Source organism: Streptomyces shenzhenensis, assembly GCF_021462265.1.
GTDB lineage: Bacteria > Actinomycetota > Actinomycetes > Streptomycetales > Streptomycetaceae > Streptomyces > Streptomyces shenzhenensis.
In genome coordinates this window covers 39,302-62,889 of sequence record NZ_JAJONF010000013.1, presented here as the reverse complement: position 1 = coordinate 62,889, position 23,588 = coordinate 39,302, and the positions used below count along the sequence as shown (strand labels likewise).

22 protein-coding genes are annotated in these 23,588 nt (G+C 70.9%); 18 read left to right on the top strand and 4 right to left on the bottom strand.

The window, feature by feature from the left end; genetic code table 11:
• The first annotated feature begins 151 nt into the window (after window positions 1–151).
• The 4 genes from LQ326_RS18835 to LQ326_RS18820 are packed head-to-tail and all read left to right on the top strand — an operon-like array spanning window position 152 to window position 4,700.
• Window positions 152–1,468, top strand: coding sequence for an ABC transporter substrate-binding protein (locus LQ326_RS18835; protein WP_234538268.1), 1,317 nt, complete (start codon window positions 152–154; stop codon window positions 1,466–1,468).
• 5 nt (window positions 1,469–1,473) lie between these two features.
• Window positions 1,474–2,463: a carbohydrate ABC transporter permease gene (locus LQ326_RS18830; protein ID WP_234538266.1), complete on the top strand. Its 990-nt coding sequence runs from the start codon at window positions 1,474–1,476 to the stop codon at window positions 2,461–2,463.
• On the top strand, window positions 2,456–3,316 hold the full coding sequence (locus LQ326_RS18825; protein ID WP_234538265.1) for a carbohydrate ABC transporter permease: 861 nt from the start codon (window positions 2,456–2,458) through the stop codon (window positions 3,314–3,316). Before LQ326_RS18830 ends, LQ326_RS18825 begins: the two co-directional genes overlap by 8 nt.
• Window positions 3,317–3,341: 25 nt before the next feature.
• A complete protein-coding gene (locus LQ326_RS18820) occupies window positions 3,342–4,700 on the top strand; it encodes a GH1 family beta-glucosidase (protein WP_234538263.1) in 1,359 nt (452 codons plus the stop codon).
• A gap of 211 nt (window positions 4,701–4,911) precedes the next feature.
• Here LQ326_RS18820 and LQ326_RS18815 read toward each other — a convergent pair whose 3' ends face one another.
• Together LQ326_RS18815 and LQ326_RS18810 are read right to left on the bottom strand one after the other, a co-directional pair.
• The gene (locus tag LQ326_RS18815) at window positions 4,912–5,691 is read right to left on the bottom strand and encodes an inositol monophosphatase family protein (protein ID WP_234538261.1); all 780 of its coding nucleotides are present in this window, start codon (window positions 5,689–5,691) and stop codon (window positions 4,912–4,914) included.
• A gap of 142 nt (window positions 5,692–5,833) precedes the next feature.
• Window positions 5,834–6,793, bottom strand: a complete 960-nt coding sequence (locus LQ326_RS18810) for an Lrp/AsnC family transcriptional regulator (protein WP_234538259.1) — start codon at window positions 6,791–6,793, stop codon at window positions 5,834–5,836.
• Window positions 6,794–6,962: 169 nt separating this feature from the next.
• Here LQ326_RS18810 and LQ326_RS18805 point away from each other — a divergent pair, with 169 nt between their 5' ends.
• From LQ326_RS18805 to LQ326_RS18795, 3 genes are all read left to right on the top strand, one after another.
• Window positions 6,963–7,535 carry a TetR/AcrR family transcriptional regulator gene (locus tag LQ326_RS18805; RefSeq protein ID WP_234538258.1) on the top strand — a complete coding sequence of 191 codons (573 nt, stop codon included), beginning with the start codon at window positions 6,963–6,965 and terminating at the stop codon, window positions 7,533–7,535.
• 67 nt (window positions 7,536–7,602) lie between these two features.
• Complete coding sequence (locus LQ326_RS18800) at window positions 7,603–8,586, top strand: zinc-dependent alcohol dehydrogenase family protein (protein ID WP_234538257.1); 984 nt, start codon at window positions 7,603–7,605, stop codon at window positions 8,584–8,586.
• A gap of 86 nt (window positions 8,587–8,672) precedes the next feature.
• Window positions 8,673–8,996, top strand: coding sequence for a transposase (locus LQ326_RS18795; protein ID WP_234538256.1), 324 nt, complete (start codon window positions 8,673–8,675; stop codon window positions 8,994–8,996).
• 138 nt (window positions 8,997–9,134) lie between these two features.
• On the opposite strand, the gene LQ326_RS18790 is transcribed toward LQ326_RS18795, so the two are convergent.
• Window positions 9,135–9,578, bottom strand: a complete 444-nt coding sequence (locus tag LQ326_RS18790) for a hypothetical protein (RefSeq protein ID WP_234538255.1) — start codon at window positions 9,576–9,578, stop codon at window positions 9,135–9,137.
• 1,481 nt (window positions 9,579–11,059) lie between these two features.
• Between LQ326_RS18790 and LQ326_RS18785 the strand changes: the two genes are divergently transcribed.
• The 9 genes from LQ326_RS18785 to LQ326_RS18745 all read left to right on the top strand — a co-directional run bounded on the left by LQ326_RS18785 (window position 11,060) and on the right by LQ326_RS18745 (window position 21,034).
• Window positions 11,060–12,079 carry a LacI family DNA-binding transcriptional regulator gene (locus tag LQ326_RS18785; protein WP_234538254.1) on the top strand — a complete coding sequence of 340 codons (1,020 nt, stop codon included), beginning with the start codon at window positions 11,060–11,062 and terminating at the stop codon, window positions 12,077–12,079.
• A 240-nt stretch (window positions 12,080–12,319) separates the two neighbouring features.
• Window positions 12,320–13,591, top strand: a complete 1,272-nt coding sequence (locus tag LQ326_RS18780; RefSeq protein WP_234538253.1) for an extracellular solute-binding protein — start codon at window positions 12,320–12,322, stop codon at window positions 13,589–13,591.
• Window positions 13,592–13,600: 9 nt separating this feature from the next.
• Entirely contained in the window at window positions 13,601–14,560 is a 960-nt protein-coding gene (locus LQ326_RS18775) for a carbohydrate ABC transporter permease (RefSeq protein WP_234538252.1), read from the top strand.
• A gap of 1 nt (window position 14,561) precedes the next feature.
• Entirely contained in the window at window positions 14,562–15,455 is an 894-nt protein-coding gene (locus LQ326_RS18770) for a carbohydrate ABC transporter permease (protein ID WP_234538251.1), read from the top strand.
• A 6-nt stretch (window positions 15,456–15,461) separates the two neighbouring features.
• The gene (locus LQ326_RS18765) at window positions 15,462–16,535 is read left to right on the top strand and encodes a glycoside hydrolase family 130 protein (RefSeq protein ID WP_234538250.1); all 1,074 of its coding nucleotides are present in this window, start codon (window positions 15,462–15,464) and stop codon (window positions 16,533–16,535) included.
• Window positions 16,532–18,157 carry a glycoside hydrolase family 13 protein gene (locus LQ326_RS18760; protein WP_234538249.1) on the top strand — a complete coding sequence of 542 codons (1,626 nt, stop codon included), beginning with the start codon at window positions 16,532–16,534 and terminating at the stop codon, window positions 18,155–18,157. The genes LQ326_RS18765 and LQ326_RS18760 overlap by 4 nt, the downstream gene beginning before the upstream one ends.
• Window positions 18,154–19,530, top strand: a complete 1,377-nt coding sequence (locus LQ326_RS18755) for a phosphomannomutase/phosphoglucomutase (RefSeq protein ID WP_234538248.1) — start codon at window positions 18,154–18,156, stop codon at window positions 19,528–19,530. Before LQ326_RS18760 ends, LQ326_RS18755 begins: the two co-directional genes overlap by 4 nt.
• An 89-nt stretch (window positions 19,531–19,619) precedes the next feature.
• The gene (locus LQ326_RS18750) at window positions 19,620–20,252 is read left to right on the top strand and encodes a hypothetical protein (RefSeq protein WP_234538247.1); all 633 of its coding nucleotides are present in this window, start codon (window positions 19,620–19,622) and stop codon (window positions 20,250–20,252) included.
• 59 nt (window positions 20,253–20,311) lie between these two features.
• The gene (locus LQ326_RS18745; RefSeq protein WP_234538393.1) at window positions 20,312–21,034 is read left to right on the top strand and encodes a YcnI family protein; all 723 of its coding nucleotides are present in this window, start codon (window positions 20,312–20,314) and stop codon (window positions 21,032–21,034) included.
• A 79-nt stretch (window positions 21,035–21,113) separates the two neighbouring features.
• Here LQ326_RS18745 and LQ326_RS18740 read toward each other — a convergent pair whose 3' ends face one another.
• Window positions 21,114–21,920, bottom strand: coding sequence for a CDP-alcohol phosphatidyltransferase family protein (locus LQ326_RS18740; protein WP_234538246.1), 807 nt, complete (start codon window positions 21,918–21,920; stop codon window positions 21,114–21,116).
• A 122-nt stretch (window positions 21,921–22,042) separates the two neighbouring features.
• Between LQ326_RS18740 and LQ326_RS18735 the strand changes: the two genes are divergently transcribed.
• Together LQ326_RS18735 and LQ326_RS18730 are read left to right on the top strand one after the other, a co-directional pair.
• Window positions 22,043–23,026, top strand: a complete 984-nt coding sequence (locus LQ326_RS18735) for a zinc-dependent alcohol dehydrogenase (RefSeq protein WP_234538244.1) — start codon at window positions 22,043–22,045, stop codon at window positions 23,024–23,026.
• A gap of 159 nt (window positions 23,027–23,185) precedes the next feature.
• Window positions 23,186–23,584 (top strand): 6-pyruvoyl trahydropterin synthase family protein, encoded by a 399-nt coding sequence (locus LQ326_RS18730; protein ID WP_046728401.1) that lies wholly within the window; start codon window positions 23,186–23,188, stop codon window positions 23,582–23,584.
• The last annotated feature ends 4 nt before the right edge of the window (window positions 23,585–23,588 follow it).

Sequence of the window (23,588 nt, the reverse complement as noted above, 5' to 3'; positions counted from 1 at the left end):
AGCCACCCTCCGGGGGATTAACTCACGTCCTAAATTAAGCCATGAGGGGCTTCGGAAGCCGAACGTCGGCCCAGGCGTCCGTACTCGCGGGCGGCGGCCTTCGCGAAGCCCTCTCGGGGTTCTCGACTCCCGGAAAGGCACAGCAGGAGCCATGCGCAGCATCCGAGCCGCGGCCGTAGGCGCCGTCACCATGTCTCTCGCCCTCGCGGCCACGGCCTGCGGTGGCGGTTCGTCCACCGGCGGCGGGTCCAACGACTCCCCGAAGACGCTGACCTACTGGGCCTCCAACCAGGGTGCCAGCATCGAGGCCGACAAGAAGGTGCTCCAGCCGGAGCTCGACAAGTTCCAGAAGCAGACCGGCATCAAGGTCAAGCTCGAGGTCGTGCCCTGGTCGGACCTGCTCAACCGGATCCTGACCGCGACCACCTCGGGCCAGGGCCCCGACGTGCTGAACATCGGCAACACCTGGAGCGCCTCGCTGCAGGCGACCGGCGCGCTGCTGCCCTGGGACGCCAAGAACTTCGCCAAGATCGGCGGCAAGGACCGGTTCGTCGACTCCGCGCTCGGCTCCACCGGCGCCACGGGCAAGGACCCGGCGGCCGTACCGCTGTACTCGATGGCGTACGCGCTCTACTACAACAAGAAGATCTTCGCCGACGCCGGCATCTCCCAGCCGCCCGCCACCTGGGACGAGCTGATCGCCGACGGCAAGAAGATATCGGCGAAGGGCAATTCGGTGCTGGGCGCCGAGGGCGGCAACGTCTCGGAGAACATCCACCACGTCTTCGTCTTCGCCAAGCAGCACGGCGCCGACTTCTTCACCTCCGACGGCAAGCCGGACTTCACCAACGACAACGTCGTCGCCGCGGTGAAGCAGTACATCGACCTGATGGCCAAGGACAAGGTCATCCCCACCGGTGACGCCGAGTACGCGCAGAACCAGTCGGTCAGCGACTTCGCCAAGGGCAAGCAGGCCATGCTGCTGTGGCAGTCGGCGTCCGCCAACCTCAAGTCGCAGGGCATGAGCGACAGCGACTACGGCATCGCGCCGGTGCCCGTGCAGTCCGGCACCCCCGGCACCGGCACCCAGGTCAACTCGATGGTCGCCGGCATCAACCTGGCGGTCTTCAAGAACACCAAGAACCTCGACGGCGCCGCGAAGTTCGTGAAGTTCATGACCAGCGACGACGAGCAGAAGATCCTCAACACCGCCTACAGCTCCATCCCGCCGGTCAAGACCGCCCAGCAGGACGCGGCCTTCAACACCCCCGCCAACTCCGTCCTGAAGAACACCCTCGCCACCAGCGCCGCGGCCCTGCCCCAGGTGGCCTCGGAGTCCCAGTTCGAGACGACCGTCGGTACGGCCGTGAAGAACCTGTTCGCCGACGTGGCCGCCGGGCGCCCCATCACCACCGACTCCGTGAAGGCCGAGCTGGAGAAGGCCCAGCAGCAGATGCCGGCGGCCTGAGCACCATGACGACCACCACCGCCGTGCAAGAGCCGGTGCGTGCGAAGTCCCCCGGGGCGGCGGGCGGTTCAGGCCGCCGCCCCGGGCGGATCCGCCGGATCGGACTGCCCTACCTGCTGCTCCTGCCCGCCCTGCTGCTCGAACTCCTCGTCCATCTCGTCCCGATGGTCATCGGCGTCGTGATGAGCTTCAAGGAGCTCACCCAGTTCTTCATCCGGGACTGGACCACCGCCCCCTGGGCCGGTTTCGGCAACTACAGGATGGCCGTCGACTTCGACGCGCCGGTCGGCAAAGCCCTGTTGCACTCCTTCTTCGTCACCGTCGGCTTCACCCTGCTCTCGGTCGGCCTGTGCTGGCTGATCGGCACCGCGGCCGCGGTGTTCATGCAGGACACCTTCCGCGGCCGGGGCCTGCTGCGCGCCCTGTTCCTGGTGCCGTACGCACTGCCGGTCTACGCGGCCGTCATCACCTGGGTGTTCATGTTCCAGCACGACAACGGCCTGGTGAACCACGTCCTGCACGACCAGCTGCACCTCACCGGCAAGCCGTCCTTCTGGCTGATCGGCGACAACAGCTTCTACGCCCTGCTCATCGTGTCGGTGTGGAAAGGCTGGCCGTTCGCCTTCCTGATCGTGATGGCCGGACTCCAGAACATCCCGCGGGAGCTGTACGAGGCGGCCGCCCTGGACGGCGCCGGCATGTGGCAGCAGATCCGCCGCATCACCCTGCCGTCGCTGCGCCCGGTCAACCAGGTGCTGATCCTGGTCCTGTTCCTCTGGACGTTCAACGACTTCAACACGCCGTACGTCCTGTTCGGCAAGTCCGCCCCGGAGGCCGCCGACCTCATCTCGGTCCACATCTACCAGGCCTCCTTCGTCACCTGGAACTTCGGCACCGGCTCGGCCATGTCCGTGCTCCTGCTGCTCTTCCTGCTGGTGGTGACCGGCGGGTACCTGGTGTTCACCTCGCGCGGACGGAGGACCGCGGATGTCTAGCCCCAGCTCGCCGATGGCCCCGCCGCGCTCCTTCCTCTGGTCCCGGCGGATCTTCCTCACGCTGCTCACCGGGTTCGTGCTGGTCCCCGTGTACGTGATGATCTCCAGCTCGCTCAAGCCCCTCGCGGACGTCACCGGCAAGTTCCGCTGGCTGCCGAGCGGGCTGACCGTCCGCCCGTACATCGACATCTGGTCGACGGTCCCGCTCGCCAAGTACTTCGTGAACTCGCTGATCGTGTCGGTCGCGGCGACCGTCTGCTCGGTCGTCGTCGCCGTGTTCGCCGCGTACGCGGTCAGCCGCTACGAGTTCCGCGGCAAGCGGGTCTTCACGGTGACCGTGCTGTCCACGCAGATGTTCCCGGGCATCCTCTTCCTGCTCCCGCTGTTCCTCCTGTACGTCAACATCGGCAACGCCACCGGCATCGCCCTGTTCGGCTCCCGCGGCGGCCTGATCCTCACCTACCTGACCTTCTCGCTGCCGTTCTCGATCTGGATGCTGATCGGGTACTTCGACTCGGTGCCGAGGGACCTGGACGAGGCGGCCCTGGTGGACGGCTGCGGGCCGCTCGGCGCGCTGCTGCGGATCGTCGTACCCGCCGCGATCCCCGGCATCGTCGCGGTGGCCGTCTACGCCTTCATGACCGCCTGGGGCGAGGTGCTCTTCGCGTCCGTGATGACCAACGACACCACCCGCACCCTGGCCGTCGGGCTCCAGGGCTACTCCACGCTCAACGACGTGTACTGGAACCAGATCATGGCCGCCTCACTGGTGGTGAGCGTCCCCGTCGTGGCCGGCTTCCTGCTCCTCCAGCGCTACCTGGTCGCCGGGCTGACCGCCGGCGCCGTCAAGTGAACCCTCCAGTTCCGAAGGGACTTTCGTGACCATCGACCTCGCCGCCCTCCCGCACGACTTCCTGTGGGGCACGGCAACCGCGGCGTACCAGATCGAGGGAGCCGTCACCGAGGACGGCCGTGGACCCTCCATCTGGGACACCTTCTCGCACACCCCGGGGAAGATCGCAGGCGACGACAACGGCGACGTCGCGTGCGACCACTACCACCGCTGGCGCGAGGACATCGAGCTGATGCGCCGACTGGGCACCAACGCCTACCGGTTGTCGGTCGCCTGGCCGCGCGTGCGGCCCGGCGGCGACGGCCCGGTCAACGCCAGGGGCCTCGACTTCTACGACGAGTTGATCGACGTGCTGCTGGCGGCCGGCATCACCCCGTCGGTCACCCTCTACCACTGGGACCTGCCGCAGGCCCTCCAGGACCGGGGCGGCTGGACCGAGCGGCCGACTGCCGAGCACTTCGCCGCGTACGCCTCCGTCGTCGCCGGGCGCCTCGGTGACCGCGTCCGGCACTGGACCACCCTCAACGAGCCCTCCTGCTCGGCCTGGATCGGCCACCTGGAGGGCAAGATGGCCCCCGGTCTGACCGACCTCACGGCCGCCGTCCGCGCCTCCTACCACCTGCTCCTCGGCCACGGCCTGGCCGCCCAGGCGATCCGCGCCGCCGCGCCCGGTGCCGAGGTCGGCATCGTGAACAACCTCTCCACCGTGTTCGCCGCCTCGGACCGCCCCGAGGACGCCGCCGCCGTCCGCCGCCACGACGGCCACGTCAACCGCTGGTGGCTCGACCCGGTGCACGGCCGCGGCTTCCCGGCCGACATGGTCGAGACCTACGGCGTCGAACTCCCGGAGCGGCCGGGCGACCTGGAGACCATCGCCACCCCGCTCGACTGGCTGGGCCTGAACTACTACTTCCCGGCGTACGTGGAGGACGACCCGGGCGGCCCCGCGCCCTACGCCCGTTCGGTGCACCGTCCCGGCGTCCCGCGCACCGGCATGGACTGGGAGATCGACGCGAGCGGCATCGAGACGCTGCTGCTGCGCCTCACCGAGGAGTACGGCGCCCGCAAGCTCTACGTGACCGAGAACGGTTCCGCCTACCCGGACGTGGTCCGCCCCGACGGCACGATCGACGACCCCGAGCGCCAGGAGTACCTGGCCGGCCATCTCGCGGCCTGCGCCTCGGCGGTCCGCAAGGGGGCCCCGCTGGCCGGCTACTTCGCCTGGTCGCTGCTGGACAACTTCGAGTGGGCGTACGGCTACGAGAAGCGTTTCGGCCTGGTCCACGTCGACTACCGCACCCAGGCCCGCACGATCAAGGGCAGCGGACGCCGGTACGCGGACATCATCCGCGACCACCGGGGACAGGCCCGCCGGGCGGCCTGACACACCCGCGGTGGGCGCGGCCCGGGGGAGTTCCGCGCCCACCGCACCCGCGCCCACCGCACCCGCGGGCGCCGGACGCGAGGGTGCCGGACTCGCTCGGTGATCCGCGCCTCGCGCTCGGCATCGCGCACGCCGTGCCAAGCACCGGACGTACGAAGCCCCGGACGTACGAAGCCCCGGACCCGGCCGCCGGCAGACCCTGCGGGCCGGGTCAGGAGAGGAGCTTCAGGAGCTGGTCGTGGAGCGCGGCCGGGGCGGTGATGAAGCTCGCGGCGCCTGCTTGCCAGGGGTTGCCCTCGATGTCGGTCACCCGCAGTCCGGCCTCGGTGGCCACGAGGGAGCCGCCGAGGAGGTTGACGTCGTCGAGTCCGTACTCCCAGAAGGCGTCGATGCGCCCCCCGGCGGCGTCCGCGACCTGCCAGGAGGTCGGTCCGAGGTTGCGCACCGCCCCGGCGTGGGGCAGGAGCGCCGAGAGCGAGCGGCCCGCGGCGTGGACGGCGTCCGGCTGGTCGGCCACGGTGGGCGGTTGACTGGTCGCCAGCAGAGCGAGTTCGAGCTCGGTCTTGCGGGAGGGCTCGATCAGCCGGCCGTTGAGCCGGGCACCGTGCCCGCGAGCGGCGGTGTAGGTCTCACCCCGCACGGGCGAGTGCAGCACCGTCGCCACCGGCCGCAGGTCGCGCACGAGCGTGATGCTGACGGACCAGTACGGCAGGTCCTGCAGGAGCTGCACCGCCCCGTCCACGGCGTCGACGACCCACACCTCGCCGTGCGCGGGGAGGGTGTCGCCCAGTTCCTCGCCCCAGGCGGCGCCGGGACGCAGCCCGGAAAGGCGGGCGCGCAGCCGGTCGGCGGCGGGCTTGTCGAGCGCCTCGAAGTTGTGCGCGAACTCCGCCCAGGTGGCGGCCGGCGCCGGGACGGGGGCGGCCCGCAGGAAGTCTCCGGCCGCATGGGCGGCCTCCGTCATGGGTGCGAGCAGATCGATGTCCGACATGTGTCTCTCCCTGGCTGATGTGACGGGCATGTCTGCGATCATCGATCGACGCGGCCGCGGACGCGGCCACAGGCGGCTACTTTTGAGCGGAACCAGCACCTCGGGCTGCCGTTGAGAGCGATTGTGTCTCAGGGGGCTCGGTTCACCGGTGGATTCCAGCCCGCTTGACCCACTGCCCGACCAGGACGGTGTCCGTGCCGGCGATGGAGCGTCCGCTCAGGTCCTCGGTGAGGAAGCGGTACAGCTCCCCGATGTCGCGGAACCACACGGCCACACACAGGTTCGCCCGCCCGGTCGTGGCCAGGGCACCGTGGACGGCAGGGTGCCGGGCCAGGGAGCGGCCGGTGGCGTCCAGGTGATCGGGCGGGACCTCCATCCAGATGTTCGCGTCGATGTCCATGCCGAGCCGCTGTGGATCGACGAGGACCTGTGTACCGACCTGCCCCTGGGAGAACAGCGACGCCATCCGGCGGCGCACGGTGGACTCCGCGTGCCCGGTGCGGTCGGCCACCGCGGCGGCGGACAGTCTTCCGTCGGATTCCAGCGCGGCCACGATGTCCTCGTCCGTCGCGTCCAACTCCCGACCGGGCGCGGGCGGTTGAGGGCTTCGGGCCAGCATCTCGCGTTCCCGTGCGGTGAGCACGTCGAGCCGCCAGTCGCTCGCCTCGCAGAACACGTGCAGCACGGTCTGCGCCGTCACCGCCGTGACGGCGCCGGTGGCGGGCAGCTGCTGGAAGATCAGCCGGTTGCGGGGTTCGAAGGTGTGCAGCAGCACCGCCGAGATCTCGTCGCCGCTCGCCGACACGTCGACGAAGGGGATGTCCTCGCGTCTGGCCAGGGCGGACGTGATCGTGTCGAGCTTGCCGCGCAGCACCTTGACGCGCAGCATCGTCGCTCCCACGTGCGGGCCGCGAGTGCGGCGGGCCACCACGCGAACCGCGCCACTGCCCGTCATGGACTTCAACCGGCGTTGCACCTCACGCGTGCTGTAGCCCAGGACGGACGACGCCTCCTCCGCGCTGATCCTGCCGTTGTACTGCAGCGCCGCGACCAGCCGTTGATCCCGCTCAGCGAGTACGTCCCGCGTCAGATGAGTCGACATGAGACGCAGTTTCGCTCATCGGAGCGACACGGCGGACCGCGGGCAGCCGGGCCCCGCCGCGGCAGTGCGCCCGGCCGATCGAACTCCCCAGGGCTCCGCCGGCCCCGGGACTCCGCGCTTGCGGAACTTAATCGAACGAACTAGTCTGTCCGATTAAGGAGGTCGAGCCATGGTGACACGGGTCAGGAAGACGAAGTCCGAGGAGAGGATCCTCACGGCGGCGGCGGAGCTGTTCTACGCGAACGGGCTGCGCGGCGTCGGCGTCGATCAGGTCATCGCGGCGTCGGGCGTCGCCAAGTCGACGCTGTACGTGCACTTCCGCACCAAGGAAGAGCTCGTCGCGGCGTACCTGCGCAGGACCGACGACTCCTGGATGGCGCAACTGCAGGACGCCGCCGCACGCAGCGGGGACGACCCTCGCGAGCAGCTCGTCGGGCTGTTCGACGCGCTGACGGACGCCTTCGACCGGCATGGCTTCTTCGGGTGTCCGTTCGTCAGCGCGGCGGTCGAGGCGGACCTGGACTCGGAGGCCCGGGCCATCACCGTGCAGCACACGCGGCGTCGTCAGGACTGGCTGACCGAACTGTGCGAGCGCGCCGGCGCGAAAGTCCCCGGCGCGCTCGCCCGGCAGATCGGGCTTCTGATCGACGGCGCCCTGACCTCGGGACGCCTGCTCCAGGACCGCTCCGTCGTGGAGGAAGCGAAGTCGGCGGCGCACCTGCTCGTCGGCAGTCACATCTGATCGCGGCCGGTGCACCACCGTGCCGACCGCGCACACCCACCCAGCAAGACAGGAAAGAGGCGCAGCCATGCGCGCAGTGGTTCTCCGGGAGTTCGACACTCCGCTGGTCCTCAGCGAGATCGACAAGCCCGTCGCCGGCCCGGGGCAGGTGCTTGTCAGGATCGAGGCCAGCGGCGTCAATCCGCTGGACACCAAGATCCGGGCCGGCAAGGCCGCCCACGCCCGGCGCACGCTCCCGGCCGTCCTCGGCCTGGACCTGGCCGGCGTGGTCGAGGAGACCGGCCCCGGCGTCACGGCCTTCGCCCCCGGCGACGAGGTCTTCGGCATGACCGGCGGAGTCGGTGACGTGCAGGGCACGCTCGCCGAGTACGCGGCCGTCGACGCCCGTCTGCTGGCCCGCAAGCCGGCCGCGCTCAGCATGCGCGAGGCGGCGGCCCTGCCCCTGGTCTTCATCACGGCCTGGGAGGGCCTCGTGGACCGGGCGCGGGTCCACGCGGGACAGAAGGTCCTCGTCCACGGCGGAGCCGGCGGCATCGGCCAGGTGGCCGTACAGATCGCCCGGGCCCGCGGTGCCGAGGTCTTCGCCACCGCCTCGCCCGCCCGACGGGAGGTCGTCCAGCGCCTGGGCGCCACCCCGATCGACTACACCACGACCGCCGTGCAGGAGTACGTCGCCGAGCACACCGGCGGCGACGGCTTCGACGTCGTGTTCGACACCGTCGGCGGCTCCGTCCTCGACGACTCCTTCGCCGCGGTACGCACCTACACGGGGCACGTCGTGAGCGCCCTGGGCTGGGGAAGCCACAGCCTCGCCCCCCTGTCCTTCCGCGGTGCGACCTACTCCGGTGTCTTCACCCTGCTGCCCCTGCTGACCGGGCGCGGCCGGGAACACCACGGCGAGATCATGCGCGAGGCGGCCACGCTCGCCGACGCCGGGGCACTCAAGCCGCTGCTCGACCCGAGGCACTTCACGCTCGCCGACGTCACCGACGCCCACGCCGCCGTGGAGAGCGGCACCGCCCGGGGCAAGGTCGTGGTCGACATCGGCTGACGGGGCGGCCGCCGCGGGTCCCCCCCACGCCTGTGCCCGGCGCCAGGCGAGCGGGCAGGTGACCTTCCCCTCGTAGTGTTAAAACCATGACCGCAGCGGAAGTTGAGGTCATGGCAGGCAAGAGGCGGAAGTTCGGCGCGGAGTTCCGTGAGGAGGCTGTGCGGACCGTCGCCGAGACCGGCAAGCCGATCGCGCAGGTCGCGCAGGATCTCGGGATCAACGAGACCGCGCTGGCGAGTTGGGTGTCGCGGGCCCGAAGGGCCGGCGGGCCCGCGTCGGCGGAACCGACTTCGTACGGATGGCCGTCGGGCGCTGAGCCGGCGGCCGTACGACTGCCGGGACCCGGCGCGCGCATCACGCCGGGCTCCGGGCTCGTCCTGGGCGGGTCGTCGAGGCTGAGCGGTGTGTGAGCCGACGGCCGCACAGAGGCGGCCGCCATGCGGGAGGCCGCAACTGGGGGATAGGCGTTAGGCCCTGGCGCCGTTTCCCCGCCCGCGTCGCGGCCGCCGGTGGCGCCAAACCCCCCACATGCCCACGGCCAGGAGCATCTACCCGGCGGCGTCGGTGGGCGGCAGTATCTTGTGGCGGCGTTCGAGGGCCCGGATACCGTCGTAGCGCTGCCATGCCCGGTACAGCCGGTAGGCCCCGAACCCGCCTACGAACGCGATGGCCCCGACCGGCGGCCAGGCGTCCAGGCGGGCCAGTTTGATCGCGGCCACAAGCAGGACGACGAGCAGCAACACCGTTCCGAGAGCGATCCGGCGCCTGCGGCGGGTGGCTTCCTCGACGCTGTGGACGCGGACACCGACGGCCGCGTCACAGGTACCACACGCCACCGCAGTGGTGGTCGTGCCGGACCCCGGCCTGCGGACGATGAAGGGATAGGTCCGGTAGTGCGTGGTGATGGTGTATCCGCTTCCCTGGTGGGTGGTCGTGCTGCCGGTCGAGTGCGCCAGCAGTCGCCTACAAGCAGGCTCAATCCGAATGCTCATCACGTCCCCGGTTCGTCCCTGGCGAATCGCGCCGACGTCCGGTCGTCGGTCGTCCGGTGACGATATCGCCCGCTGCGGGCTTCCGGCAGTCGCACGTCGTGCAATGGCGGCGGTGCGTGTGACGGGCGGGGTGCTGCGGGACGACCAGGCTCACGGCCCGGACCCACCGCCCGCCCGCCAAGCCCGGTCAGCAACGCCTGGAAGGGGAACCGGTGCGTCTGCTGCGCGTGCGGAGGTGCCATTCGTCTCCGGGAACGTCGGCGGACCAGTGACGGCCAGTCCGGCGACGTCTGTGTCAGCCGGTCTTGTGCCCTCCGCGACCGAGTCCCGGGAGTTCGATGCTGACTTGTCGGTTGACGGAGTCCCGCAGAACCGCATCTGGCCGGGGTGCTTCTGCTGTCGGTCACGGCCTCGCCAGGGGGGGACATGCCGCCGCTGTGGGCCGACGTGGTCGGCTTTGTGGTCGGGTTCGTCATGGGCCGGGCCCTGGCGGCCGTGAGTGCGGGCTGCCGGAGATCGGCGTCGGCGTGCTCCTCACCCGGGCCGGGCTGCACATCACCTTCGACGCGGCTCACTCCAGCCGAGGACGTCCTGCGCCACGGCGCGGCCGCCCGCTGGGCCTAGCTAATCATGTGCATGCCACTGAGGCTCGCGTCGGCCAGGGCCAGGATCCGGCGCACGCGGCCACGCCCTCGCCGGGCAGTTGCCCGGCCACCGGCATCCGTACCGCTCCTCGGCGGCCGGACAGAAACTCCGGCCCGGTCGCCCGGGTGACCGTCGCAGGGCGGGGCCCGTCGTGGCCGACGCGCAATAAGAGGGTGTACGGGGCATTGACGGCCGTCGCGTGCTGCTGGTGGCCACGCGTTTCGTGCCGATCGACCGGTTTTTGTCTCTGCTTCCGTATGCTTCCGGGGTGCCGAATCGGTGAAAGGCGACCTCGGATCATGCGGCCGATGCCGGGGCCCTCCGCACGGCGTTGACCTGCCGAGATTCCTGTTCGGCGGGATGTCGCGGGATCGGCGGGGTCCGCCGGGATCCCGGAAGGTGTCACGAGCGGGAGATTTTCTGAGAGTCCCGCCGGGGGAGCGGTATTGCTCGCCGCCAGGGCACTGCCGGCCTGGCCGGAAATTGCTCGTAATGCAGCAGTCCGGCGATTTCCGTGAAGCCTCGCGAATCTTCTTTCTCGCCCTGTCCGGGGGGTGTCGGCCCGCATCGGGAGAGGCCCTCGCGCACCGTGGAGGCTGCCGTCGTCGGCCCGCCCCTCCGGTCGGAGCAAAACACCCATGTCGTATCAGGATATGACAAGTGGACAACTTTCTTTCGGGCTATTGACTTTCCGCGACTCCAGCCCCGAGGCTACGAGGCGTTCATTCAAACCGGTTTAAACGCCGGTTGGGTGCCCCTCACGACACCCCGGTGCCGGGCCTGCTCGGCCGCCCTTGGGGGGCTTGCACGGTTACTTGGAAGAAAGCGGTGCGCGCATGGCTCGACGTCCCACGATCGCCGACGTGGCGAAACTGGCCGGGGTCTCCCGCGCGACCGTTTCCTTCGTCCTCAACAACCGTCCCGGCGTGGCCGCGGACACCCAGGAGCGCGTCCGGTCCGCGGCCGAGGAGCTGGGCTGGACGCCGAGTTCCAGCGCCCGGGCGCTGTCCACGGGCCGGGTCCGGGCGGTCGGACTGGTCCTGGCACGTGAGCCCGAGCTCATCGGCACCGACCCGTTCTTCCCCGCCTTCATGGCGGGCATCGAGACGGTCATATCGGAGAGCGGTGACGGTCTGATGCTGCAGATGAGCCGCCCCGAGAACGAGGTGGAAACCTACCGCAGGCTCGCCGCCGACCATCGCGTGGACGGCGTGTTCCTCACCGACCTGCGGGCCGGCGACCCCCGTCCGGCGCTGGTCGCCGAGCTGGGCCTGCCGGCCGTCGCCGTGGGGGTGCCGGATTCCGGTGCCGGCCTGCCGTCCGTCAGTCTCGACGACCGTCCCGCCGTCCGTGCGGCCGTACACCACCTGGCCGGCCTGGGACACCGCGACATCGCCTACGTGGCCGGCCCCGAGGAGTTCGTGCACGCCCGGCGCCGTCGCCAGGCCTGGAGCGACGCCCTCACCGAGGCGGGGCTGCCCGAGGGGACGTTACTGCCGGGCGGCTTCACCGCCGAGGGCGGAGCGCGGGCCACCCGGTTGCTGCTGCAGCGGCCCACGCCGCCGACGGCCATCGTCTACGGCAACGACCTCTCGGCCACGGCCGGGATGGCGGTCGCCCAGGACGCCGGACTGCGGCTGCCCGAGGACCTGTCCGTGGTCGGCTTCGACGACGTACCGCTCGCCTCCTACACCAGCCCCCCGCTGACCACCTGCCGCGCCAACCCCGTCTCCTGGGGCCGGGCCTCCGCGCAGGCGCTGGTGGAACTGATCGAGACCGGCACCACCGCCGACGTGGAGCTGGAGCCCGCCGCCCTGGTGGTGCGCGGCTCCACCGGCCCCGCGCCGGTCCGCTGAGACGCGCACATCCGCTGAGACGCGCACGTCCGCGGAGATCCGCGCCGATTGCCGATATCCGCGCCGGTCGCGGATGTCGGCGCCGGTCGCTGAGACCCGCGGCGGTCCGCTGAGACCCGCGTACGTCCGCTGAGACATGCGGCGCGCCGGTGTGCCCCGCCCCCGGGACGGGACGGGACACACACGCACCGGCCGAGCCGTACCGCAAGAGATTCATCCAGCGAGAAACGGAAACCTCCGATGAAGAAGGCCCTCTTCGCCCTGCTGCCGGTGGCCGCCCTGACGCTCAGTGCGTGCGGCAGCGGCGGATCCGACTCCGGCGCCTCCGCCACCGCGCACGGCCCGATCACGATCTGGTACTCCAACAACGCGCAGGAAGTCGCGTGGGGCAAGAACATGGTGGCGGCCTGGAACGCCGGCCACCCCAAGGAGAAGATCACCGCCCAGGAGATCCCCGCGGGCAAGAGCTCCGAAGAGGTCATCGGTGCGGCGATCACCGCCGGCAACGCGCCCTGCCTGATCCTCAACACCGCGCCGGCCGCCGTGCCCGGGTTCCAGAAGCAGGGCGGCCTCGTTCCGCTCGACGACTTCCCCGACGGCAAGAAGTACCTGCAGGAGCGCGTCGGCGACAGGCTGTCGCAGTACGCGTCGCCGGACGGCAAGTACTACCAGCTGCCGTGGAAGAGCAACCCGGTGATGATCTTCTACAACAAGGACCTGTTCAGGAAGGCCGGGCTGGACCCGGAGCACCCCAAGCTCTCCAGCTACCAGGACTTCCTCGCCACCTCGCGCAAGCTGGTCGCGGCCAAGGCCGCCAAGGCCGCGATCTGGCCGGCCCCGACCTCGGAGTTCTACCAGTCCTGGTTCGACTACTACCCGATGTTCACCGCGCAGACCGGCAAGCAACTGGTCGAGGACGGCAAGGCCCAGTTCGCCTCGCCCGACGGCATCAAGACCGCCCAGCTGTGGAAGACCATGTACGCCGAGGGCCTGGCGCCGAAGGAGAGCTACAACGGCGACGCCTTCGCCGAGGGCAAGTCGGCCATGGCCACCGTCGGCCCCTGGGCGGTCTCCGTCTACGGCGACAAGCTCAAGTGGGGGGCCGTGCCGGTGCCCACCGCCGACGGCGCGGCCGGCAAGGGCACCTTCAGCGACGAGAAGTCCATCGGCATGTACACCTCCTGCAAGAACCGCGGGACGGCCTGGGACGTCATGAAGTTCGCGACCAGCAAGGAGCAGGACGGCAAGCTGCTGGAGGCGACCGGGCAGATGCCGATGCGCACCGGCCTGACGAGCGTCTACCCGTCCTACTTCGCCTCGCACAAGGACTACGAGGTCTTCGCGCAGCAGGCGGAGCACACCGTCGAAGCACCCAACGTGCCGAACTCCGTCGAGGTCTGGCAGACGTTCCGCGACACCTACACCAGGGCCGTCATCTTCGGGAAGGGCGACCTCACCACGGCCCTCAAGGACGCCGCGGCCAAGGTGGACAAGCTCGCCCAGGGCCAGTGAGAACCCGCCATGTCCCGTACCACCTCTGACATTGACCGGTCCCGGCCCGCCGCCGGGACCACGGCCAAGGCACCGGCGCCAAGACGGCGGTGGCGGCTGCGGCTGGGCGGCCACCAGCCCATCGGCATCCTGTTCGTCTCCCCCTACCTGATCTACCTCGCCGCGATCTTCGTGTATCCCCTCGGCTTCGCCGTGTGGATGTCCTTCCACGACTACTTCTTCGCCGCTCCCGGCGTCCAGGTCGACCGGCCCTTCGTGGGCTGGGAGAACTACACGACGGTGCTGACCGACCCGGACGTCTGGCGCTCGTTCGCCAACATCGCCGTCTTCCTGGTCATCAACGTTCCGCTGACCGCCGTCGCATCCCTGGTCCTGGCCGACGCGCTGAACAAGAAGCTGCCCTTCCGGTCATTCTTCCGCACCGCGTACTACATCCCCTACATCACGGCCAGCGTCGCGGTCGTCGGCGTATGGATGTTCCTGTTCAACAGCGACGGCCTGGTCAACCAGGCGCTCGGCCCGCTGGCGCCGGATCCGTCCTGGCTGATCAACTCCCATCTGGCCATGCCGGTCGTGGCGGTCTTCGTGGCGTGGAAGCAACTGGGCTTCTTCGTGGTGCTGTACCTGTCGGCGCTGCAGAACGTGCCCCAGGAGCTCTACGAGTCGGCGGCCCTCGACGGCGCCGGACGGCTGCGCGTCTTCCGCTCCATCACCGTTCCCGCGGTCCGGCCCGCCACCCTGCTGGTGCTGATCCTGGCCACCGTCACCGGCGCCAATCTCTTCACCGAGCCCTATCTGCTCACCAGCGGCGGCGGCCCCGACGGGGCGACGACCTCACCGGTGCTGCTGATGTACCAGCGGGGTCTGCAGCAGGGACACCCGGACGAGGCGGCGGCCATCGGCGTGATCCTCGTCGTCCTGATCACCGCCGTCTCGCTGGTCTACCGACGACTCGTGGAGAGGGACTGAGATGACCAACGACGTCGCAGCCGGCCTTGCCGGCGAGCGCCGCGCCGCCGAGCGCGCCCCGCGGTCCCGTACCCGGTCGACCGGATCCCGCATCGCCTTGCTCATCGGCGCCTTCGCCTTCCTCTTCCCCTTCTACTACATGATCGTCGGCTCCCTGCAGAAGGAGCCCGACTCCAGCCCCGCCGGGGCGTTCCCGAACCCGTCCAACCTGAGCCTGCACAACTACGCGGCGATCGACTCGGCGATCTCGCTGGGCCGTTCGCTGGTGAACTCCGGCATCTTCACCGGCGGTGTGATCCTCTGCACCACCGTGTTCGGCCTGCTCGCCGGCTATGCCCTGGCCCGGCTGCAGTTCCGCGGCCGCGGCTCGACGTTCGCCCTGGTGCTGCTGGTCCAGGTCGTGCCGTTCCAGCTCCTGCTGATCCCGCTGTACGTGCTGATCGTCCGCGACTACGGTCTCGCCGACTCCTACCTCGGCATGATCCTGCCGTTCGCGATCAACACCAGTGCCGTCTTCGTCTTCCGGCAGTTCTTCCTGCAACTGCCGGCCGCCATGTTCGAGGCGGCCCGCATCGACGGCGCGAACGAGCTGCAGATCCTCTTCCGGATCGCGCTGCCGCTGTGCAAGCCGGCCCTGATGTCGGTCGTGCTGCTCAGCTTCACCGGGCCCTGGAACGAGTTCCTCTGGCCGTTCCTGGTGACCAAGCGTCAGGACATGCAGCCGCTGGCCGTCTCGCTCGCCAACTACATCAGCACCGTCGCCTCCGCCGCCGCCAATCCCTTCGGCGCGATTCTCGCCGGGGCCTGCGTCCTGGCCGCGCCGGCGGTCGCCCTCTACCTCGTCTTCCAGAGCCGCTTCACCTCCACCGACATCGACTCAGCAACGAAGGGCTGAACTTCCGTGTCCCACAGCACCACCGCCCCCGTCCCCTACACCCTGACCCGGGTCGGCGTAGTGATGTCCCCGCTGCCCGGCGAGGCCGACGAGGTCGAGGGCGTGCTCAACCCGGCCTCCGGCCGCACGCCCGACGGCCGGCTGCACCTGCTGCCCCGGCTGGTCGCCGAGGGCAACGTCTCCCGCGTCGGCCTCGCCGAAGTCGTCCTGGACGACGGCGTGCCCACCGGGGTCGAGCGCCGCGGCGTGGTCCTCGCGCCCGACGCCGGCTGGGAGCGCGGCAAGAACAACGCCGGCGTGGAGGACCCCCGTACCACCTGGATCGAGGACCTGGGCCGGTACGTCATGTCCTACGTGGCCTACGGGCCGCTCGGCCCCAAGCCGGCCCTCGCCGTCTCCGAGGACCTCGTCCACTGGGAGCGCCTCGGCCCGCTCCAGTTCGCCTACCAGCCCGACCTCGACACCGACCTCAACCTCTTCCCGAACAAGGACGTCGTGCACTTCCCCGAGCCCGTGCCGGGCCCGGACGGCGCGATGTACTACGCCATGCTGCACCGCCCGATGTGGGACCTCGGCTGGTTCCGGCCGGGCGAGGGCGTCCACCTGCCCGCCGGGGTGACCGACGACCGCCCGGGCATCTGGATCTCCTACGTACCCGTCGACGAGGTGAAGCGGGACCTGGGCGCCCTCACCCGGCCGCGCCACCACCGCCTGGTCGCCCTGTCCGAGTACGCCTGGGAGGAGCTCAAGATCGGCGCCGGCCCGGCTCCGATCCGCGTCGACGAGGGCTGGCTGCTCATTCACCACGGCGTCTCCGGCACCATCGAGGACCCCTTCGCGCAGGTGCAGACGGTCAACTACGCGGCCGGCGCGATGATCCTCGACCCGGCCGACCCCAGCCGTGTCATCGCCCGCACCTCCGAGCCGCTGATGGCCCCGGAAACCGAGCAGGAGCGCTCCGGCACCGTGCCCAACGTGGTCTTCCCGACCGCGATCGAGGAGATCGACGGCGTGCGCTATGTCTTCTACGGCATGGCCGACGCGCACATCGGCGTGGCCCGCCTGGACCGGTCCGAATGACCTCCGGCCCCGCCCCGTGGTGGCGGGAGGCGGTCTGCTACGAGATCCACCCGCGCGCCTTCGCGGACGGCGACGGCGACGGCACCGGTGATCTGCCCGGCGCCACCGCCCGCCTGGACCACCTGGCGCGGCTCGGCGTCGACGCGGTGTGGGTCACCCCCTTCTACCCCTCGCCGCTGGCGGACGGCGGGTACGACATCGCCGATCACACCGGCGTCGCGGCAGACCTCGGCACACCCGCCGATTTCGACGTGCTGGTCGCGAAGGCACACGCCCTCGGGATCAAGGTCCTGGTGGACGTGGTCCCCAACCACACCTCCCACCGGCACCCTTGGTTCCGCGAGGCCGTCGCGGCCCCGCCCGGCTCTCCGGCCCGGCAGCGGTACATGTTCCGGGAAGGGCGCGGCGAGAAGGGCGAACTTCCCCCCAACGACTGGCAGTCCGCCTTCGGCGGCCCCGCCTGGACCCGCGTCGACGAGGCGGACGGCCGCCCCGGACAGTGGTACCTGCATCTGCACGCGCCCGAGCAGCCCGACCTCGACTGGCGCCACCCCGAGGTGGCCACCGAGTTCGAGCGGATCCTCACCCACTGGCTGGACCGCGGTGTCGACGGATTCCGCGTCGACGTCGCCCACACCCTGTTCAAGGCCGAGGGCCTGCCCGACGCCGGGCCCGGCCAGCACCAGGACGTCCACCGCAACCACCTGATGCCCTACTACGACCAGGAGGAACTGCACCCGCTCTTCAGGCACTGGCGAAGTCTCCTGGACCGGCACCCGGCGCCCGCGGGGGCGGTGGCCCCGGCCGAACGCGTGATGGTGGCCGAGGCGGGCATATTCGACCGCGAGCGGCTGGCCCGCTACGTCGCCCCGGGCGAGATGCAGCAGACCTTCAACTTCGCCTTCCTGGAATGCCCTTGGGACGGACCGGCGATGCGCGAGGTCATCGAGCAGTCGACCCGCGCCATGCGGGCGGTGGGCGCTCCCGTCACCTGGGTGCTCTCCAGCCACGACGCGATCCGGCCGGTCACCCGGTACGGGGGCGGCCGGCTCGGCGAGCGGCGCGCCCGGGCGGCGGCCCTGCTGATGCTGGCCCTGCCCGGCGCGGCCTATGTCTACCAGGGTGAGGAACTGGGCCTGCCGCAGGCCCACATCCCCGACGCCCGGATTCGCGACCCGCTGTGGAAGCGCTCCGGCAACCGCCACCGCGGACGCGACGGCTGCCGGGTGCCGCTGCCCTGGTCCGGCACCGCCCCTCCGTACGGCTTCAGCGAGGCCGCGCCCGGGGACTGCTGGTTCCCGCAGCCCGCCGACTGGGCCGGACTCACCGTCGCGGCGCAGCAGGACGACGAACAGTCCATGCTCGCCCTGTACCGGGCCGCACTGCGGCTGCGCCACGACCATCCCGCCCCGGACACGGCACCGCGCGTGCGGGGCCCCGCGAACGGCGCGTGGCTCGCGTTCGACCGATCGGCCCGGCTGCGCTGCCTGGTCAACTTCGGGCCACGCCCCGTCCCGCTGGACGACGGCGCCCGGGTCCTGCTGTCCAGCGCACCGCTCGACGGCCGCGACGTCCCCCAGGACACCGCCGTCTGGACGACCTACGAGGAGGACCCGCAGTGAACGACAGACCAGGCCTCGACCTGTCCGCCGTGGTGAAGGCCTACGACGTCCGAGGCCTCGTCCCGGACCAGCTCGACGAGGAACTCGCCGGGCTGTTCGGCGCCGCCTTCGTCGAGACGACCGGCGCCGGCGCCATCGTGACCGGCCATGACATGCGGCCCAGCTCGCCCGCACTGGCCCGTGCCTTCGCGCGGGGCGCCGCCGGGCAGGGCGCCGACGTCACCGAGATCGGCCTGTGCTCCACCGACGAGCTGTACTTCGCCAGCGGCGCCCTGCACCTGCCCGGCGCGATGTTCACCGCCAGCCACAACCCCGCCCGCTACAACGGCATCAAGCTGTGCCGGGCCGGTGCCGCACCGATCGGCCAGGACACCGGTCTGCAGGCCGTCCGCACGCTCGTCGAACGCTGGGCGTCCGGCGGACGACCGCCCGCCGCGCGCCGCCCCACGGGATCCGTCACCCAGCGCGACATGCTGGCGGACTACGCGGCCCACCTGCTGAACCTGGTCGACGTCCGCGCCGTCCGACCGCTCCGCATCGTGGTGGACGCCGGCAACGGCATGAGCGGTCTGACCGTGCCGGCCGTCTTCCGTGACGTTCCGGTCGAGATCGTCCCGCTGTACTTCGAGCTCGACGGCACCTTCCCCCACCACGAGGCCAACCCGCTGGACCCCGCCAACATCGTCGACCTGCGGCGCGTCGTGCGGGAGACGCGGGCCGACCTGGGCCTGGCCTTCGACGGCGACGCCGACCGCTGTTTCGTGGTCGACGAACGCGGCGAAGCCGTGACCCCGTCCGCCATCACCGCCCTGATCGCCGCCCGGCTGCTGGCCGACCATCCGGGAAGCACCGTGCTGCACAACCTGATCACCTCACGGACCGTGCCCGAGGTGGTCCGCGAGCTCGGCGGAGTCCCGGTCCGCACGCGGGTGGGGCACTCCTTCATCAAAGCCGAGATGACCCGCACGGGCGCGGTGTTCGGCGGCGAGCACTCGGCGCACTACTACTTCCGCGACTTCTACAACGCCGACACCGGCATGCTCGCCGCCCTCCACGTCGTCGCAGCCCTCGGCTCACAGCCGGAACCCCTGTCCCACCTGATCGAGCGCTACCAGCGCCATCCGGCATCAGGAGAGATCAACACCACGGTTCCCGACGCCGGCTCCGCCCTCGCGGCCGTACGCGCCCACTTCACAGCCCACCCCGGGGTCGCCGTCGACGAACTCGACGGCCTGACCGTCTCCACCCCCGCCTGGTGGTTCAACCTGCGCCCCTCCAACACCGAACCGCTGCTGCGGCTCAACGTGGAAGCGGCGGACACCCCCACACTGACCCGGACGCGGGACGAGGTGCTGGCCCTCATCCGCCGCTGACGGGGTGCCACGGCACAGGTAATCCCCCGGGGTGAGTGAACGGACTGTCCATGCCTCGCGTATCCCCCACCGTGGGAGGATCGCTCACCATGAGTGCGTCACCGGCGGTACGGAGCCTGCGTGCCGCGGTGTTCGCCGCGGTGTGCGTGCTCCTGGCCGCCGCCGGGCACGGCCTCGCCATGGGGGACATGCCGCCGCTGTGGGCGGACGCGGCCGGGTTCGTCGTCGTGTTCGGCCTGGGCCGGGCCCTCGCGGGCCGTGAGCGCGGGCTGCCGGAGATCGGCGTCGGCATGCTCCTCACTCAGGCCGGTCTGCACCTCGGCTTCGACGGTGCCCGCGCGGTCACTCCGGCACCCGCGCCCGCCATGACCATGGCCCACATGCGCATGGGCGGTCATGCCGTGGCGGGTACGGCGCAGCCGTACCCGCACCTCCACGTCCTGACCGCGCACGCCACCGTCGCCCATGTCGTCGCCGCGCTCGTCGCCTCCTGGTGGCTGCGGCGCGGCGAGGCCGCGCTGTGGTCGCTGCTGCGCCGGACGGCCGCGCTCGTCCCCGGTCTGGCCGCCTGGTGGCACGACGCCCCGCTGCCCGCCCCGGCCGACGGCCGCCGTCCGGCCCCGGCCGGTCCGATACGGCCCCGTCCGCTGCTCGCGCTGCGGCACGCGGTGAGCCGACGCGGCCCCCCGATCCCGATCCCGTACACCGTCCGGCACCCGTAAGACGCTCAGACAGACTTCACTCGTACGGAGATCCCTTCACCATGCCTGCCATGCCTGCCATGACTGCGACCCGCCGCGCCCTGCGCCGCACCGCCACCGTCACCGCGCTCACCGCCGCGTCGGTCCTCGCCGCCGCCGGTGCCGCCGCCGCGCACGTCACCGTCCACCCGGAGAGCTACGCCAAGGGCGCCACCGACGGCGTGCTGACCTTCCGCGTGCCCAACGAGGAGGACACCGCCGCCACCACCAAGGTCCAGGTCTACCTGCCCACCGACCACCCGGTCCTGGGCGTCCTCGTCACCCCGCACGACGGCTGGACCGCCAAGGTGACCACCACCAAGCTGAAGACGCCCGTGAAGACCGACGACGGCACCATCACCGAGGCCGTCTCCGAGGTCACCTGGACCGGCGGCAAGATCGGTGCCGGGCAGTACGAGGACTTCGACGTCGCCTTCGGGCAACTGCCCGAGGACACCGGCCAGCTGACCTTCAAGACCCTGCAGACGTACTCCGACGGCAAGGTCGTCCGCTGGATCGATCAGGCGCAGAGCGGCGGCGACGAGCCGGAGAACCCGGCGCCGACGCTCAAGCTGACCGCCGCGGGCGACGCGGCCGCGGCCTCCTCCGCGCCGGCCACCAAGACCGGCGCCGAGGCGACCGCTGCCGCCGACTCCAGCGACTCCACCGCCCGCGGCCTCGGCGTCGCGGGCCTGATCGTCGGTGCCCTGGGCCTGGCGGCGGCCGCGTTCGCCGTCGTACGGACGCGGGGCGCGCGGTCGTAGGCCAACGCCCGTAGGCCCACAGCCGAGGGCCCGGACCAACCCCCGGTCCGGGCCCTCGGCTGTCCTCGGCGCAGCCGGGTCAGCGCACCGCCAGCTCCAGCATCTCGATCCCCTCGACGGACGCCTCCATGGCCGCCCCGGCCGGCTCCGGTTCCGCCGGTATCCGCACCGTGTGCCGCGCGTTGCGCCACAGCCACACCACATCCCGCCCGAAGGACCACACCAGAGAGCCGAGCGCCAGCAGCACCACGCCCAGGTCGCCCAGGTACGGCAGCAGGTCCGCGCCCGCCAGCAGCAGGCAGATGCCCTGCATCGCGGCGACCGTCTTGCGGGCCATCGACGGGGGCAGCGGGGCGTTGAGCCAGGGCGCGATCCTCGCCGCCGCGACGAACGCGTAGCGCATCGCGCCGATCAGCAGCACCCAGGGCCCCAGCAGCGTGGCGACGTACACGCTCAGCACCAGGATCAGGAACGCGTCGACCTCCATGTCGAAGCGGGCGCCCAGGGCCGTCGACGTACCCGTCCTGCGGGCCACCTTGCCGTCCACGCCGTCGAGGATGAGGGCCACGGCCGTCAGGCCGACCAGCAGGGTGACCGGCGGGGAGCTCTCGAAGGAGTCGGCGACCAGGGCGGTCACGCCGCCGACCAGGATCGCGCGGCCGAGGGTCACCCGGTTGGCGGGACCGAAGGAGCGGGGGCGGGCGCGGTGCAGGGCCCGGGAGAGCACGGCCCAGGTGGCGATCGCGAACGCGAGACCCGTCAGCCAGCCGGCCGGCCCCATGCCGATCGCCGTCCCGAGCAGGGCCAGCACAAGGATCTGCACGCCCGCTCCCACAGCGGTCTCCTGCTGGACCAGCCTGGCTTCGTAAGTGTTGTTCAGGGCCACCGCACGTCCTCCGGCCGAGTGACAGAGTCGATCAACGCCGCGTACTGTGCGCGGCCTGTGCACTTCATCGCTGTGCACATCTCGGTACGTGAACAACTTCCCGATCGTTCAGGAGGATGCCGATGAACCGCTCGGCCCGCGCGTTCTGGCTCCGCTCCCCGGGCCACGGAGAGCTGCGTGACGTCACCCTCGCGGAGCCCGGCGAGGGCGAGGTGCTGGTGCGCGCGCTGTACTCGGGAGTCAGCCGGGGCACGGAGACACTGGTGTTCCGGGGCGGGGTGCCGCAGAGCCAACACACCGTGATGCGGGCGCCGTTCCAGGAGGGCGAGTTCCCCGGTCCGGTCAAGTACGGCTACCTCAGCGTCGGCGTGGTCGAGCAAGGCCCCGTTGGGCTGATCGGGCGTACGGTCTTCTGTCTGTATCCGCATCAGACGCGTTACGTCGTTCCGGTGAGCGCGGTGACGGTGGTACCGGAGCGGGTACCACCGGCGCGCGCGGTACTCGCGGGCACGGTCGAGACCGCGGTGAACGCCCTCTGGGACGCGGCCCCGCTGGTCGGCGACCGGATCGCGGTGATCGGCGGCGGCATGGTCGGCTGCTCGGTGGCCGCCCTGCTGGCCCGCTTCCCCGGCGTACGGCTCCAGCTGGTCGACGCGGACCCGGCCCGCGCGAGGACGGCCGAGGCCCTCGGCGTGGACTTCGCGGCCCCCGAGGACGCCCTGGGCGACTGCGACCTGGCCGTCCATGCCAGCGCCACCGAGCAGGGCCTCACCCGCGCGCTGGAACTCCTCGCGCCCGAGGGCACGGTCCTCGACCTGAGCTGGTACGGCGACCGGCGGATCGCCCTCCCGCTCGGCGAGGCCTTCCACTCCCGCCGGCTCACCGTGCGCAGCAGCCAGGTCGGCACCGTCTCCCCGGCCGCCCGCTCCGGCCGCACCTACGCCGACCGGCTCGCCCTGGCCCTGGACCTGCTGGCCGATCCGGCGCTGGACGCCCTCATCACAGGGGAAAGCCCGTTCGAGGAGCTGCCGGAGGTCCTCCCTGAACTCGCCTCGGGGGCGATTCCGGCCCTCTGCCACCGGGTCCGCTACGGCGACAACGGCTGACGGAACGTCCAATACCGTCCGCTGCGCTCCCCAAGAGGTCCTGACCTGAGAAAAGAGTGAGAGTGGACTGAACGCGGGGAAGCCAAGAGCCGTATTAAGGGCATCCACCGGCAGGGATCAGCCGGCGGACCAGACGCGCCGCACCTGGAGGGTCGTCCGTTGTTCAGCATCACCGTCCGCGATCACATCATGATCGCCCACAGCTTCCGCGGCGAGGTGTTCGGACCCGCGCAGCGACTGCACGGCGCCACATTCCTGGTGGACGCCACCTTCCGCCGTGAGCAGCTGGACGACGACAACATCGTCGTCGACATCGGTCTTGCCACCCAGGAACTCGGCGCCGTGGTCAGCGAGCTGAACTACCGAAACCTCGACAACGAGCCCGACTTCGCCGGGATCAACACCTCCACGGAGTTCCTGGCGAAGGTCATCGCGGACCGGCTCGCCGAGCGCATCGAGAAGGGCGCGCTGGGCGAGGGGGCCAAGGGCCTCGCCGGGCTGACCGTCACCCTTCACGAGTCGCACGTCGCCTGGGCGAGTTACGAGCGTGCCCTGTGACCGA